This is a genomic window from Avibacterium paragallinarum (assembly GCF_900450705.1).
Lineage (GTDB): Bacteria > Pseudomonadota > Gammaproteobacteria > Enterobacterales > Pasteurellaceae > Avibacterium > Avibacterium paragallinarum.
In genome coordinates, this window is record NZ_UGHK01000001.1 from 597,959 (window position 1) to 611,854 (window position 13,896).

At 43.6% G+C, this 13,896-nt stretch carries 14 protein-coding genes and 1 pseudogene; 13 read left to right on the forward strand and 2 right to left on the reverse strand.

The annotated features are described in order from the left end of the window. Nucleotides 1-8 precede the first annotated feature (8 nt). Nucleotides 9-1,628, reverse strand: a pseudogene (locus DXZ23_RS03220) (class I SAM-dependent DNA methyltransferase); the annotation flags it as partial. Between DXZ23_RS03220 and DXZ23_RS15220 the strand changes: the two are divergent. Continuing rightward, nucleotides 1,623-1,871, forward strand: a complete 249-nt coding sequence (locus DXZ23_RS15220; protein ID WP_147277870.1) for a hypothetical protein — start codon at nucleotides 1,623-1,625, stop codon at nucleotides 1,869-1,871. The pseudogene DXZ23_RS03220 and the gene DXZ23_RS15220 overlap by 6 nt on opposite strands. A 133-nt stretch (nucleotides 1,872-2,004) precedes the next feature. On the opposite strand, the gene DXZ23_RS03225 is transcribed toward DXZ23_RS15220, so the two are convergent. Next, nucleotides 2,005-2,598, reverse strand: coding sequence for a YajG family lipoprotein (locus DXZ23_RS03225; RefSeq protein ID WP_017805509.1), 594 nt, complete (start codon nucleotides 2,596-2,598; stop codon nucleotides 2,005-2,007). A 100-nt stretch (nucleotides 2,599-2,698) separates the two neighbouring features. Here DXZ23_RS03225 and DXZ23_RS03230 point away from each other — a divergent pair, with 100 nt between their 5' ends. The 12 genes from DXZ23_RS03230 (at nucleotide 2,699) to coaD (ending at nucleotide 13,751) form a co-directional block, all read left to right on the forward strand. After that, nucleotides 2,699-3,010 carry a BolA family protein gene (locus DXZ23_RS03230; RefSeq protein WP_017805508.1) on the forward strand — a complete coding sequence of 104 codons (312 nt, stop codon included), beginning with the start codon at nucleotides 2,699-2,701 and terminating at the stop codon, nucleotides 3,008-3,010. 376 nt (nucleotides 3,011-3,386) lie between these two features. Further along, a complete protein-coding gene (locus tag DXZ23_RS03235) occupies nucleotides 3,387-4,727 on the forward strand; it encodes a Na(+)-translocating NADH-quinone reductase subunit A (RefSeq protein ID WP_017805507.1) in 1,341 nt (446 codons plus the stop codon). Between the two features lie 2 nt (nucleotides 4,728-4,729). Beyond that, nucleotides 4,730-5,968, forward strand: a complete 1,239-nt coding sequence (locus DXZ23_RS03240; RefSeq protein ID WP_017805506.1) for an NADH:ubiquinone reductase (Na(+)-transporting) subunit B — start codon at nucleotides 4,730-4,732, stop codon at nucleotides 5,966-5,968. Further along, nucleotides 5,961-6,737, forward strand: a complete 777-nt coding sequence (locus DXZ23_RS03245; RefSeq protein ID WP_017805505.1) for a Na(+)-translocating NADH-quinone reductase subunit C — start codon at nucleotides 5,961-5,963, stop codon at nucleotides 6,735-6,737. Before DXZ23_RS03240 ends, DXZ23_RS03245 begins: the two co-directional genes overlap by 8 nt. Further along, entirely contained in the window at nucleotides 6,737-7,360 is a 624-nt protein-coding gene (locus tag DXZ23_RS03250) for an NADH:ubiquinone reductase (Na(+)-transporting) subunit D (protein ID WP_017805504.1), read from the forward strand. The genes DXZ23_RS03245 and DXZ23_RS03250 overlap by 1 nt, the downstream gene beginning before the upstream one ends. A gap of 3 nt (nucleotides 7,361-7,363) precedes the next feature. Continuing rightward, nucleotides 7,364-7,960 carry an NADH:ubiquinone reductase (Na(+)-transporting) subunit E gene (gene nqrE, locus DXZ23_RS03255; protein ID WP_017805503.1) on the forward strand — a complete coding sequence of 199 codons (597 nt, stop codon included), beginning with the start codon at nucleotides 7,364-7,366 and terminating at the stop codon, nucleotides 7,958-7,960. A 14-nt stretch (nucleotides 7,961-7,974) separates the two neighbouring features. Then, nucleotides 7,975-9,198 (forward strand): NADH:ubiquinone reductase (Na(+)-transporting) subunit F, encoded by a 1,224-nt coding sequence (gene nqrF / locus DXZ23_RS03260; RefSeq protein ID WP_021723585.1) that lies wholly within the window; start codon nucleotides 7,975-7,977, stop codon nucleotides 9,196-9,198. Between the two features lie 84 nt (nucleotides 9,199-9,282). After that, entirely contained in the window at nucleotides 9,283-10,326 is a 1,044-nt protein-coding gene (locus tag DXZ23_RS03265; RefSeq protein ID WP_017805501.1) for an FAD:protein FMN transferase, read from the forward strand. A 10-nt stretch (nucleotides 10,327-10,336) separates the two neighbouring features. Further along, nucleotides 10,337-10,585 (forward strand): (Na+)-NQR maturation NqrM, encoded by a 249-nt coding sequence (gene nqrM, locus DXZ23_RS03270; RefSeq protein WP_021723583.1) that lies wholly within the window; start codon nucleotides 10,337-10,339, stop codon nucleotides 10,583-10,585. A 97-nt stretch (nucleotides 10,586-10,682) separates the two neighbouring features. Further along, nucleotides 10,683-11,834, forward strand: a complete 1,152-nt coding sequence (gene mnmA / locus DXZ23_RS03275; RefSeq protein ID WP_026138465.1) for a tRNA 2-thiouridine(34) synthase MnmA — start codon at nucleotides 10,683-10,685, stop codon at nucleotides 11,832-11,834. A gap of 97 nt (nucleotides 11,835-11,931) precedes the next feature. Then, nucleotides 11,932-13,215, forward strand: coding sequence for a lipid IV(A) 3-deoxy-D-manno-octulosonic acid transferase (gene waaA / locus DXZ23_RS03280; protein WP_026138464.1), 1,284 nt, complete (start codon nucleotides 11,932-11,934; stop codon nucleotides 13,213-13,215). A 56-nt stretch (nucleotides 13,216-13,271) separates the two neighbouring features. Beyond that, nucleotides 13,272-13,751, forward strand: coding sequence for a pantetheine-phosphate adenylyltransferase (coaD, locus tag DXZ23_RS03285; RefSeq protein WP_017805497.1), 480 nt, complete (start codon nucleotides 13,272-13,274; stop codon nucleotides 13,749-13,751). Nucleotides 13,752-13,896 lie beyond the last annotated feature (145 nt).

Here is a 13,896-nt window from a genome sequence, read left to right on the forward strand (position 1 = left end):
ATTATTCCTTATCCCAAAATCCCCAAACTCTTTCTAATTTCTTCTTCCAACGCTCGCCCTTGTGCAAACTGTTCATTTAAAAGTGCGGTGAGTTTTTGCATTTTTTCGGCGAAAGGCACGCCGTCGTCTTGTTGTTCTGCTGTGCCGACATAACGCCCTGGGGTGAGGACAAAATCATTTTGGCGGATTTCTTCAAGGCTAGCGGTGTAGCAGTAGCCTGCTTGGTTTTGGTAGCCCTGCTCCTTTTGCCAAGCGTGGTAGGTGTTGGCGAGGTGGGCGATGTCTTCGGCGGTGAAGTCGCGTAACGTGCGGTCTTTCATATAGCCGATTTCGCGGGCATCGATAAACAACACTTCGCCTTTGCGTGCTTTGGCTTTGTTCAGCAACCAAATGCAGGCGGGGATTTGGGTGTTGGTGAACAGTTGCCCCGGTAAGGCGACCATGGCTTCGATAAGGTCGGCTTCGATGAGTTGTTTGCGGATTTCGCCCTCGCCGCTGGTTTGGCTGCTCATTGAGCCGTTGGCGAGCAGCAATGCCATTCGCCCTTGTGGGCTGAGGTGGTAGAGCATATGTTGTAGCCAAGCGAAGTTGGCGTTGCCTTGTTGTGGTGTGCCGTATTGCCAGCGTGGGTCGTTTTGCAGGGCTTCGCTCCACCAGTCGCTCATATTGAAAGGCGGGTTTGCCATTACAAAATCCATTTTTTTGTCGAGGTGTTGTGGGTTGCGGAAGCTGTCGGCGTTGCCTTTGCCGAAGTCAAATTCGATGCCACGAATCGCCATATTCATTGCGGCGAGTTTCCAAGTGGTGGGGTTGAATTCTTGCCCGTAAATGGAGACGTTGTTGATGTTGCCTTGATGGGCGGCGATGAATTTTTCCGTTTGTACAAAGAAACCGCCTGAACCCATTGCGGGATCGTAAATTCGCCCTTGATAGGGTTCGAGCATTTCGACAATGAGGCTAACGATGGATTTTGGGGTGAAATATTGTCCGCCTTTTTTGCCTTCGGCGAGGGCAAATTGTCCGAGAAAGTATTCGTAAACGTGGCCTAAGATGTCTTTCGCTGCCATTGAAATGGGCTGCCCGTTGAGGGTAGGCCGGCTGAAATTTGTATCCGAAAAGAGATTGACTAAGCCGATGAGGGTTTGTTCTTCCACATCAAAGCCTGAGATGCGTTGAATGATGCCTTTGAGTTTGGGGTTTTCTTTTTCGATGGCGGTGAATGCGTCATCAATCAGGCTGGCAACGCCACGAAAGCTACCGCCCCAAGGCAAGGCTGTGCCTTTGTTGAGTATGGCGGTGTTTTTGATGTTTTCCCAACGGGATTGTTCTGGCACCCAAAAGATGTTTTCAGCGGTGTAGTTGTCTTGCAGTTCCATTTCGCTGTGGAGCAAGGCTTGGTAGTCTTGGGGGGAATAGTCGTTGGGGTCAAGATAAAGGGGATTTTCGGGATCTTGCAACTGGGCTTGCAGTTTTTCACGAAAGGCGGTGAAGCTGTCGGAGATGTATTTTAAGAAGATAAAACCGAGAACGATGTGTTTGTAGTTGGCTGCGTCTAGCTGGTTTCTTAACTTATCCGCCGCTGCCCATAAACGGGCATCTAAATCATTTAAAAACGCTTGCTGTTGTGCGAGGCTGGCACTACAATCCTGCTGGCTGGCTGGCTGGCTGGCTGGCTGGCTGGCTGGCTGGCTGGCTGGCTGGCTGGCTGGCTGGCTGGCTGGCTGGCTGGCTGGCTGGCTGGCTGGCTGGCTGAGGCGATCTTATTGTCCATAGAAAATCCTTGTTTTGCTGATAAATGTAGAGGGAAAATTATAGCACTTCAAAAGGGAATGGAAAGGGGGAGTGCGGTAGTTTGTTTGGGGCTTTTTTGAGGGGGATAAGGAGAGAGGTTTTTATTATCGTATGATATTAACTTTAGGCAACTATAGACATCTACAACGGCATTTTTTGGCTATTTGAAAATGCCGTGAGCAGGAGTAGGTTTAGTTTTTTATGGTATAGCTTTTACCAGTTTTGGTTAATTGCGTTGGCGATTTCTTGGTCTTTGTATAAACTTTGAATGGTATCTTCTAAGGCTTGTCCTAGTACTTTTTGAATGTTGGCGTTATCCGCATTGAATGCCCCTTCTTGGGTGCGGGTTGAGCCGATATTTTTGTTAAATTGCCCTTTTGCTCCTTGAACTTGGACATTCACTCGGACTTTCGCGGTGATTTTGTAGCGTAAATTGCCTTGTTCAACATTAGCGAAGAACTGGGTAATATTTACGATCACATTGGTGTTGGATTGTGCTGGTGTGGCGGCGATTCGGAAGCCTTTGGCATTCAGATTTTGTTTGATCACTTGATCGAATAATTGAGTAACTGAAGGCTGGGCGAAGAGTTTATGGATTTTATCGTTATGTACATAGCTTGATACTTCAGGGGCTTGTCGTACATCGCGGGTTACTACATTCAGCACTGCACGCTGGTTGGCAACGTTAAATTGTTGCATTATTGGACTTGATGGGGTGAAGGTTAAAGTATTGCTCGGTTGAGATTGACAAGCGGTGAGCAATGCCGTTGAAAGCAGGGTGAGTGCAGAGAGTTTGGCAAAACGCATAATACATTCCTCAATTCAGATAAAAAGTGGTGTTATTCTTGCAAACTTCGTTGTGAATGTATAGTCTTTGCGGCGGTAAAGTGGAAAGAGGAAATTTATAATGGATACACAACAACGTTTAGAAGAAAAAATATCAGCAAAATTTGCACCGCACTTTTTGCATATTGAAAATGAAAGCCATATGCACAGTTCAGGACGCGGAGCAGATTCTCATTTTAAAGTGGTGTTAGTTAGTGACGCTTTCAATGCGGTTCGTAAAGTGGCACGTCATCAAATGCTGTATCAATTATTGGCGGAAGAATTAAAAAATGGCATTCACGCCTTGGCATTGCATACTTATACCTTAGAAGAATGGCAAAAGTTAGGGGAGCAATTTCCTCGTTCGCCAAATTGCTTAGGTGTGGGACAATAAATCGATACCTTATTTTTAGTATGAGATCTCTTTTTCAGATTTAAAAAATTGATTTCACACAAAACTGATTGCTTTTTTTGTGGAAAAAATCACAAAAACGGCTCGTCAAAGTAGCGTGTCAGTTATTAATTAGTTAAAATGAGCCGTTAATTTTTATCAAAATTTTAACTTATTGATAGCAATTCATTTGTTGTCAGTGAGGTTACACCAAGAATTTGAGTTTTATTTTTATATGGTTGGAGAAACTATTATTGCGGTGTCTGATTGTCATTTGCAACGATAGCGGAAAAATCATTACTCAAGACGAGGTTATCGCAATTATTCTGTTAATTGCGGTAGCTATATTTTTAATCTAACGAAAAGTAGTGCAAACAATATGATTACGATTAAAAAAGGCTTGGATCTTCCTATCGCTGGGAAGCCAGAACAAGTAATCCATAACGGTAATGCCGTTACTGAAGTTGCCTTGCTTGGCGAAGAGTATGTGGGAATGCGTCCTTCAATGAAGGTGCGTGAAGGTGATGTGGTGAAAAAAGGTCAGGTGCTTTTTGAAGATAAAAAGAATCCGGGCGTATTATTCACTGCCCCTGCAAGTGGTACTGTAACTGCGATTAATCGCGGTGCTAAGCGTGTGTTGCAATCAGTAGTGATTCAAATCGAAGGTGATGATCAGGTTGCCTTTAACAAATATTCCGCCGATGAGCTTAAAAGTTTAACTTCCGAGCAAGTTCGTCAAAACCTACAAGCTTCAGGGCTTTGGACAGCACTTCGCACCCGTCCATTCAGTAAAGTGCCAGCGGTTGATGCTGTGCCATCTTCAATTTTTGTTAATGCAATGGATACCAATCCATTAGCCGCTGATCCTGAAGTGGTGTTAAAAGCCCATTGGGAAGATTTCACCAATGGTTTAACCGTATTAAGCCGTTTACACGAAGGCAAATTGCATTTATGTAAAGCGGGCGACAGCAATATCCCAACGGTGGATTTACCGAATTTATCCATTCACGATTTTGGTGGCCCACACCCTGCGGGCTTAAGCGGTACGCATATTCACTTTATCGATCCGGTTAGTGCAACGAAAACGGTTTGGTATTTGAATTACCAAGATGTGATCGCATTTGGTCGCTTATTTACCACCGGTGAACTTTATAATGGCCGTGTGATCTCATTGGCTGGTCCTCAGGTGAAAAATCCGCGTTTAATTCGCACACAACTAGGGGCGAATTTAAGCCAATTAACGCAAGGTGAATTGAAAGAGGGTGAAAACCGTATTATTTCAGGCTCAGTGTTAAGTGGTCATAAAGCGGAAGGTGCGGTAGATTATTTAGGACGTTATGCGTTACAGGTTTCCGTGATTGCAGAAGGTCGTGAGAAAGAGTTCTTAGGCTGGATTATGCCGGGGGCGAACAAATACTCTATCACCCGTACTGTGTTAGGTCATTTCGGACACAAATTATTCAATTTTACCACCGCACTTAATGGTGGACACCGTGCAATGGTGCCAATTGGCGCTTATGAGCGTGTAATGCCATTAGACATTATCCCAACTTTGTTGTTGCGTGATTTAAGTGCAGGCGATACAGACAGTGCGCAAGCATTAGGTTGCTTAGAGTTAGATGAAGAAGATCTCGCACTTTGTACATTCGTTTGTCCGAGTAAAAACGACTACGGTCCAATGCTGCGTGCAGCCTTAGATAAGATCGAGAAGGAAGGTTAAAAATGGGTTTAAAACATCTTTTAGAGAAAATGGAACCTGCTTTTTTACCGGGTGGGAAATATGAAAAGTGGTATGCCCTTTATGAAGCAACGGCAACCTTTTTATATACACCGGGTACAGTAACAGCGAAGGCTTCTCACGTCCGTGATGCGTTGGATTCTAAACGTATGATGGTATTAGTGTGGTTAGCCTTATTCCCAGCAATGTTCTACGGAATGTTTAATGTGGGATCACAATCTATTCTTGCATTAAGCGTGGGTGATTTTGCACAAAACTTAGCCCATAACGTGGATTCAAACTGGCATTTTGCCTTAGCAAATGCGTTAGGCTTAGTTTCACCCGATGCGGGCGTGCTAGCAAAAATGGCACTAGGTGCAATTTTCTTCCTTCCTATTTATTTAACCGTGTTCCTCGTGGGCGGTTTCTGGGAAGTGTTATTTGCCACAGTGCGTAAACACGAAATCAACGAAGGTTTCTTTGTAACCTCTATTTTATTAGCCCTTATTGTTCCGCCAACATTGCCATTATGGCAAGCGGCGTTAGCGACAACATTCGGTGTTGTGGTAGCCAAAGAGGTGTTTGGTGGTGTAGGTAAAAACTTTATGAACCCAGCCTTAGCAGGGCGTGCGTTTTTATTCTTTGCCTATCCTGCACAAATCTCAGGGGATTCTGTATGGATTGCCGCTGATGGCTTCTCTGGTGCGACCGCACTTTCACAATGGGCAACGGGCGGTCAAGGTGCATTAAAGCAAGTTACCACAGGTCAGCCAATTCAATGGATGGACGCATTCTTAGGAAATATCCTAGGTTCAATCGGGGAAGTTTCTACCCTTGCGTTGTTGATTGGTGCAGCGGTGATTGTGTTCGCACGCATTGCTTCTTGGCGTATTATCGCGGGCGTGATGCTCGGTATGATCGCGACCTCTACCTTATTTAATGTGATTGGTTCAGAAACCAACCCACTTTTCTCAATGCCTTGGCATTGGCATTTAGTATTGGGTGGCTTTGCGTTAGGTATGTTGTTTATGGCAACAGACCCAGTATCTGCTTCATTCACAAATAAAGGAAAATGGTGGTATGGTGCATTAATTGGTGCGATGGCAGTACTTATTCGGGTGGTAAATCCTGCTTATCCTGAAGGTATGATGTTAGCCATTTTATTAGCTAACTTATTTGCCCCAATTTTTGACTATCTGGTTGTTCAAGCAAATATCAAACGTCGGAGAGCACGCAATGGCTAAGTTTAATAAAGACAGTGTTGGCGGAACAATCCTTGTTGTTGTTTTAGTCAGCTTAGTTTGCTCAATTATTGTCGCAACCGCTGCGGTTGGATTGAAACCGACACAAAATGAGCAAAAATTATTAGATAAACAAAAAAATATCCTCAGCGTGGCAGGCTTATTACCTGCAAAAGCAAAAGGGGCAGAAATTAAAGACCTTTATGCGAAAAACATTGAGCCGAAAATTGTGGATCTCGCAACCGGTGATTATGTAAATAACATCACTAATTTCAATGCACGCGTGGCAGCGAAAGACCCTGCGGAAAGCATCGCAATTAACCCTGCAGACGATAAAGCAGGAATTAAAGTGCGGGCAAAATATGCCGAGGTTTATTTAGTGAAAGATGCACAAGGCAAAACCTCGCAAATTGTGTTGCCAATTTATGGTACAGGGTTATGGTCGGTAATGTATGGTTTTGTGTCTGTTGCACCTGATGCGAATACCATTAAAGGAATCACTTACTATGAGCAAGGTGAAACTGCAGGGTTGGGAGGCGAAATTGCTAACCCAAACTGGCAAAGACATTTTGTGGGTAAAAAACTCTTTAATGCACAAGATCAAGTGGCCATTAAAATTGGTAAAGGTGCGTCAGCAGACAAAGAACACGGTATTGATGGGCTTTCTGGTGCGACATTAACCACGAAAGGCGTTCAAGGTTCTTTCGATTACTGGTTTGGACGTAATGGTTTTGGGCCGTATTTAGATAAACTTAGAGCGGAGGCTAACTAATGGCTAATGCAAATATGAAAAAATTATTGTTATCTCCTGTGGTGAGCAACAACCCGATTGCGTTGCAAATTTTGGGTATTTGTTCAGCCTTAGCGGTAACAACGAAATTAGAAACCGCTGTTGTAATGGCGATTGCGGTGAGTTTAGTAACGGCGTGTTCAAGTTTCTTTATTTCTTGTATCCGTAACTACATTCCAAATAGTATCCGTATCATTGTGCAAATGGCGATCATTGCATCATTAGTAACCCTTGTGGATCAAGTGTTGCAAGCCTATGCTTATGAGTTATCTAAACAACTTTCCGTATTCGTTGGATTGATCATTACTAACTGTATTGTAATGGGGCGTGCAGAAGCTTTTGCAATGAAAGAGCCACCATTGGCAAGTTTTGTTGATGGTTTAGGTAATGGTATCGGTTACGGTGCAATCTTAATTATCGTTGCCTTTTTGCGTGAATTAATTGGTTCAGGCAAAATTTTCGGTATGACCGTGTTCCAAACCATCCAAGATGGCGGTTGGTATCAAGCAAACGGTTTATTCCTTTTAGCACCAAGTGCATTCTTTATTATCGGCTTCCTCATTTGGGGCTTGAGAACTTGGAAACCAGAACAGGTGGAGAAATAAGCAATGGAACATTATTTAAGTCTGTTTGTTAAGTCCATTTTTATTGAAAATATGGCACTTTCTTTCTTCCTTGGTATGTGTACATTCCTTGCGGTTTCAAAGAAAGTTTCAACCGCCTTTGGTTTAGGGATTGCGGTAATCGTAGTATTAGGCATTGCCGTGCCAGCTAACCAACTCGTTTATACCCATATCTTAAAAGATGGGGCATTGGTGGAAGGTATTGATTTAAGTTTCCTTCGTTTTATCATCTTCATCGGGGTGATTGCGGCATTGGTACAAATCCTTGAAATGGTGCTAGATAAATTCTTCCCTGCCCTTTACAACGCACTTGGGATCTTCCTCCCACTCATTACGGTAAACTGTGCGATTTTCGGTGGTGTATCTTTTATGGTACAACGCGAATACAACTTTGCCGAGTCGGTGGTTTATGGTATCGGTGCAGGAACAGGTTGGATGCTTGCTATCGTGGCACTTGCAGGTTTAACTGAAAAAATGAAATATGCTGATATTCCAGCAGGCTTACGCGGTTTAGGCATCACCTTTATCACTGTAGGTCTAATGGCACTTGGCTTTATGTCATTTTCAGGTATTCAGTTATAAGAAGGGGATACTAAATGGAAATTATTTTAGGTATTGCAATGTTCACTGTGCTAGTGCTTGCTTTAGCGGTAATCATTTTGTTTGCTAAATCAAAGCTTGTTAATTCAGGGGACATTACTATTGAAATCAATCACGACCCAAGCAAAGCCATTCATTTGCCAGCAGGCGGAAAATTACTCGGTGCATTAGCGAGTAAAGGCATTTTCGTTTCTTCAGCTTGCGGTGGCGGCGGCTCTTGTGGGCAATGTGTGGTAAAAGTTACAGAAGGTGGTGGTGATATTTTACCAACCGAACTTTCTCATATTTCAAAGCGTGAAGCCAAAGAAGGTTATCGTCTGGCTTGTCAGGTCAATGCCAAAAGTGATATGCAAATTGAATTACCTGAAGAAGTATTTGGCGTGAAAAAATGGGAATGTACCGTTATTTCTAACGACAACAAAGCCACCTTCATTAAAGAACTCAAACTTCAAATTCCTGAAGGGGAAGAAGTGCCATTCCGTGCGGGTGGTTATATCCAAATTGAAGCTGAGCCACATACGGTTTATTACAAAGACTTCGATATTCCACAAGAATACCACGAAGATTGGGATAAATATAACCTATGGCGTTATGTGTCAAAAGTGGACGAGCCAATCGTGCGTGCATACTCAATGGCTTCATATCCAGAAGAGAAAGGCATCATTATGCTTAACGTGCGTATCGCAACGCCACCACCAAGCAACCCAGATGCACCACTGGGTCAAATGTCCTCTTATATTTGGTCATTAAAACCGGGTGATAAAGTAACTATTTCTGGCCCATTCGGTGAATTCTTCGCGAAAGATACTGATGCAGAAATGGTATTTATCGGTGGGGGTGCAGGTATGGCACCAATGCGTTCACATATCTTCGACCAATTAAAACGTTTGAAATCTAAACGTAAAATGTCGTTCTGGTATGGGGCGCGTTCAAAACGTGAAATGTTCTATGTGGAAGATTTTGACACCCTCCAAGCCGAAAACGACAACTTCCAATGGCACGTGGCACTTTCTGATCCATTGCCAGAAGATAATTGGGACGGCTACACCGGCTTTATCCACAACGTGCTTTATGAAAACTATCTGAAAAATCACGAAGCACCAGAAGACTGTGAATACTATATGTGTGGGCCTCCAGTGATGAATGCAGCAGTAATCAAAATGCTCAAAGACTTAGGTGTTGAAGACGAAAACATCTTATTAGATGACTTTGGCGGTTGATAACGCTGTTAAATAAGAAAAAGAGCGGTCAGATTTCTGACCGCTTTAGCCATTTTTAGCCACAGAAAAATTAGCGATAGATTTATGTTAAGAAAAGTCAAAACGGTTTACAGCTGGACCATCGCCTTACTCTTGGTGAGCAGCTTAACCGCCTGCCAAAAAGATCCCGAAATTGTTACCTTAAGCGGTAAAACAATGGGGACCACTTACCACATTAAATACATTACCGCAGAAGCAACCCAATCGGCAGCGGATACTCACGAAGAGGTGGAAAAAATCTTAAAAGACGTGAATGAAAAAATGTCCACCTATATTCCTACCTCTGAATTAAGTCGTTTTAACCAAAACCGCACGGTGAATACCCCGATTGAAATTTCTGCGGATCTAGCCAAAGTGATAGGTGAAGCCATTCGTTTAAATAAGGTTACACAAGGTGCATTAGATGTTACCGTAGGGCCATTGGTGAACCTGTGGGGATTCGGGCCAGAAAAACGCGTGGAAAAAGCCCCAACTCAGCAACAACTTGATGAACGCCGTGCGTGGGTAGGTATTGAAAAATTAAAACTGAGCGAAAGTGCGGGTAAATTTTACTTAGAAAAAGCCGTGCCAGAACTTTATGTAGATTTATCTTCCATCGCCAAAGGCTTTGGTGTCGATCAAGTAGCGGACTATCTTGAAAGTTTACACATTGATAACTATATGGTGGAAATTGGTGGCGAAATTCGTGCCAAAGGCAATAACAGTGAAAACAAGCCTTGGCAAATTGCGATAGAAAAACCCACTACGGACGGCTCAAGAAGCGTAGAACAAGTGGTCGGCTTACACAATCTGGCAATGGCAACTTCTGGCGATTATCGCATTTATTTTGAAGAAAATGGTGTGCGTTATTCTCACGAAATTAATCCGCAAACAGGTCGCCCAATTCAACATCATTTGGCGTCAATCACTGTGCTTGATCCCTCATCAATGACCGCAGATGGCTTATCCACAGGGTTATTTGTGCTTGGTGAAGATGAAGCACTCAAAGTGGCGGAGCAGCAACAATTAGCGGTATATTTAATCATCAAAACAGAAACGGGCTTTAACGTGAAAATGTCTTCCGCATTTAAACAATTAATCAATCCATAAAGGTGAAAAAATGGAACTATTTTTTATTACTTTCGGCTTTTTCCTTGCAGTGATTTTTGCAATGTCCATCGGCTATATCATTAAACGCAAATCTATTGCTGGCAGCTGTGGCGGTATTTCCGCACTGGGTTTAAAAAAAGTGTGTGATTGCGATGAACCTTGCGATAATTTAAAAGCCAAAGTTGCAAAAGGCGAAGTGGACGCCGCTGAACTCGATCGCTTTAACAAAAACGAAGCGGCGTTTTACGAGGTAAAATAAGCCTCGTTTAGGTTTATAACAAAGCAACAACGATCCGCAACATCGCATAAAGCAAAAGTGCGGTCAGAAAATCCGTTAAATTTATGACAAGATTATGATGAAATCAAAAACTTATGAACAATATTTCCCTGCATTAAGCGAAAGCCAACGTGCAGAAAACAGCAAAATTAAAGTGATTTGTGGAATGTCTGGTGGCGTGGATTCTTCCGTTTCCGCCTTTATTCTTCAGCAACAAGGTTACCAAGTGGAAGGCTTGTTTATGAAGAATTGGGAGGAAGATGATGACACCGATTATTGCACAGCCGCGGCGGATCTCGCTGATGCCCAAGCAGTATGCGACAAGCTCGGCATTAAATTGCACAAAATCAACTTTGCGGCGGAATATTGGGATAACGTTTTTGAGCATTTTTTAGCGGAATACAAAGCGGGTCGCACGCCGAACCCTGATATTCTATGCAACAAAGAAATCAAGTTTAAAGCCTTTTTGGAATATGCCGCTGAAGATTTAGGGGCGGATTACATCGCCACAGGGCATTATGTTCGCCGTGGTGAGCTCAACGGCAAGGCTCAGCTATTGCGAGGTTTAGATCCTAACAAAGATCAAAGCTATTTTCTCTACACGCTGAGCGAAGCCCAAGTGGGGCAAAGCCTTTTCCCTGTTGGTGAGCTTGAAAAGCCCGTGGTGCGAGCCATTGCGGAAGATTTGGGGCTGGCAACGGCGAAGAAAAAGGATTCCACAGGGATCTGCTTTATTGGCGAACGCAAATTTAAAGATTTCTTAGCCCGCTTTTTACCCGCCCAACCAGGGGAAATTAAAACCACCGAAGGCGAAGTGATCGGTCGTCATCAAGGCTTAATGTACCACACCCTCGGGCAACGCAAGGGCTTAGGCATTGGTGGCGTGAAAGGCAAAGCAGAAAATGCGTGGTATGTGGTAGAAAAAGATCTCACCAACAACGTGTTAGTAGTGGCTCAGGGGCTGGATAATTCCGCCTTGCTTTCAAGCGGGCTGATCGCTCAGCAGCTACATTGGGTGGATCGCCAGCCAATTCGCGAACCGCTTCGTTGCACGGTGAAAACTCGTTACCGTCAAACAGATATTCCTTGCCAAGTTATCCCGCTGAGTGATGACAGCATTGAAGTGCGTTTTGACGAACCACAAATCGCTGTAACGCCGGGGCAATCTGCCGTATTCTACCAAGGGGAAATTTGCCTTGGTGGTGGCGTTATTGAACAATCAATAAAATAAAAACGTAGCGAAATTCCACCGCACTTTATCTTGCCCATTTGTATGAATAAAGTGCGGAGCAAATTTCTCAATTTTTTGGCTTAATGAAGAAACGGCTATGTGGCACAGAATTTACACTTGCATAATGTATCTTGTTCAACCGCTGATTTGGCTATTTATTTTATTGCGTAGCCTAAAAGCCTCTGCTTACCGCCAGCGAATTGGCGAGCGTTACGGGCTGTATGCTTCCTCGCAAACGCCACCAAAACCGAATGGCGTGCTGATTCACGCCGCTTCGGTGGGAGAGGTAATTGCCGCTACGCCATTGGTGAAAGCGATTCAACGCTGTTACCCCGATCTACCTATCACCCTCACCACTGTTACGCCAACAGGCTCTGAGCGTGTCAAAGAAGCTTTTGGTGATCAAGTGAGCCATTTTTATTTGCCTTACGATTTACCTGGTGCGATTAAACGTTTTATCCGTTTTATTCAGCCTAAAGTCTGCATTGTGATCGAAACGGAAATTTGGCCAAATCTCATTTATCAACTGCACAAACAGCACATTCCGTTTATTATCGCTAACGCCCGTTTATCTGCCCGCTCAGCAAAACGTTATGGCTGGCTGGAAAGCTATATCCAAGCCATTTTAACCAAGATCAGCCTGATTGCCCCGCAAGATAACATCAGCGGACAGCGTTATCTTAAACTTGGTTATAACCCTGAAAAATTGAAACTCACGGGCAATATCAAATATGATCTCGTGCTAAGTGAGAGCTTACTTGCCAAAGCAGAGGAATTAAAAAGAGAGTGGAAACAACAACGTCCCGTATGGATTGCTGCCAGTACGCACGAGGGCGAAGAAAGCATTATTTTGGAAAGCCATCGTTTACTGTTACAAACCTTCCCTGATTTACTGCTCATTCTCGTGCCTCGCCACCCCGAGCGTTTTAACCCCGTGGCAGGATTAATCGAAAAACAGCATTTCACTTTCGTGAGGCGTAGTGAAAACCTTGCCCCTCAGCCTGAGACGCAAGTAGTGCTTGGCGATACAATGGGCGAATTAATGCTAATGTATGCTTTAGCGGATGTGGCTTTTGTCGGTGGTAGCTTAGTTAAAAAAGGTGGCCATAATCCTCTTGAACCGCTAGCCTTTCAAATTCCTGTAGTGAGTGGAAAATATACCTTCAATTTCCCCGAAGTTTACCGCAGGTTGATGGAAGTTCAGGGCTTTGTTGAGGTGAACAATAATGCCGCTGCCATCGCAAGAGCGGTGGAAATTTTGCTAAATTCCTCTGCCTTGCGTGAACGCACAGGAAAAGCGGGCTATGGCGTATTATTAGAAAATCGCGGTGCTTTACAACGCTTGCTTGATTTACTTCAACCTTATTTGAAATCCCCATAAACACAGAATGTTGCGTGAACGCCATAGCAAGGCTTAAATAAAAGGAAATTGTAAAAATGACAACCGTAATTTACCCCGGCACCTTTGACCCCATCACCAACGGGCATTTAGATATCATTGAACGAAGTGCGGTGCTTTTTTCTAACGTTTTTGTCGCCATCGCTGCTAACCCAAGCAAAAAGCCCTTGTTTGATTTAGAGACCAGAGTAAGAATTGCACAGCAAGCGGTGGCTTACTTGCCTAATGTGGAAGTGTTTGGCTTTGCTGATTTGCTGGCTAAGGTGGTGCAAGAAAAACACATTCACGCCATTATCCGCGGCGTGCGAACCACCACGGATTTTGAATACGAACTGCAACTCGCCAGCCTAAATCGCTTATTAACCAAAAATGAAAATGGGCAAGGCGTGGAAAGTTTATTTTTCCCACCTAGCGAAAAATGGGCCTTTGTTTCTTCCACAATGGTGCGAGAAATTTATTTACACGGTGGCGATGTCAGCAATTTTGTTCCTTCTTCTGTATTAGATATTCTAGGTTAGTGAAGGTGGTGGACAAAAAATATTCTATGTTCTTCACAAAGGGAAAAATTTCTTTGATTGCGAATACAAACTTATAATCTCGCTTTTTTTTTGGTATAGTGAAATTCTTCTATTTCTTAAGTTGTAATCATTTGTTTTTAGCATT

Bases quoted from the DNA above. Each gene is read 5' to 3' on its own strand.
- DXZ23_RS03225 (WP_017805509.1), bottom strand. From the start codon at position 2,598: ATGCGTTTTGCCAAACTCTCTGCACTCACCCTGCTTTCAACGGCATTG.
- DXZ23_RS03230 (WP_017805508.1), top strand. From the start codon at position 2,699: ATGGATACACAACAACGTTTAGAAGAAAAAATATCAGCAAAATTTGCA.
- DXZ23_RS03235 (WP_017805507.1), top strand. From the start codon at position 3,387: ATGATTACGATTAAAAAAGGCTTGGATCTTCCTATCGCTGGGAAGCCA.
- DXZ23_RS03240 (WP_017805506.1), top strand. From the start codon at position 4,730: ATGGGTTTAAAACATCTTTTAGAGAAAATGGAACCTGCTTTTTTACCG.
- DXZ23_RS03245 (WP_017805505.1), top strand. From the start codon at position 5,961: ATGGCTAAGTTTAATAAAGACAGTGTTGGCGGAACAATCCTTGTTGTT.
- DXZ23_RS03250 (WP_017805504.1), top strand. From the start codon at position 6,737: ATGGCTAATGCAAATATGAAAAAATTATTGTTATCTCCTGTGGTGAGC.
- nqrE (WP_017805503.1), top strand. From the start codon at position 7,364: ATGGAACATTATTTAAGTCTGTTTGTTAAGTCCATTTTTATTGAAAAT.
- nqrF (WP_021723585.1), top strand. From the start codon at position 7,975: ATGGAAATTATTTTAGGTATTGCAATGTTCACTGTGCTAGTGCTTGCT.
- DXZ23_RS03265 (WP_017805501.1), top strand. From the start codon at position 9,283: ATGTTAAGAAAAGTCAAAACGGTTTACAGCTGGACCATCGCCTTACTC.
- nqrM (WP_021723583.1), top strand. From the start codon at position 10,337: ATGGAACTATTTTTTATTACTTTCGGCTTTTTCCTTGCAGTGATTTTT.
- mnmA (WP_026138465.1), top strand. From the start codon at position 10,683: ATGAAATCAAAAACTTATGAACAATATTTCCCTGCATTAAGCGAAAGC.
- waaA (WP_026138464.1), top strand. From the start codon at position 11,932: ATGTGGCACAGAATTTACACTTGCATAATGTATCTTGTTCAACCGCTG.
- coaD (WP_017805497.1), top strand. From the start codon at position 13,272: ATGACAACCGTAATTTACCCCGGCACCTTTGACCCCATCACCAACGGG.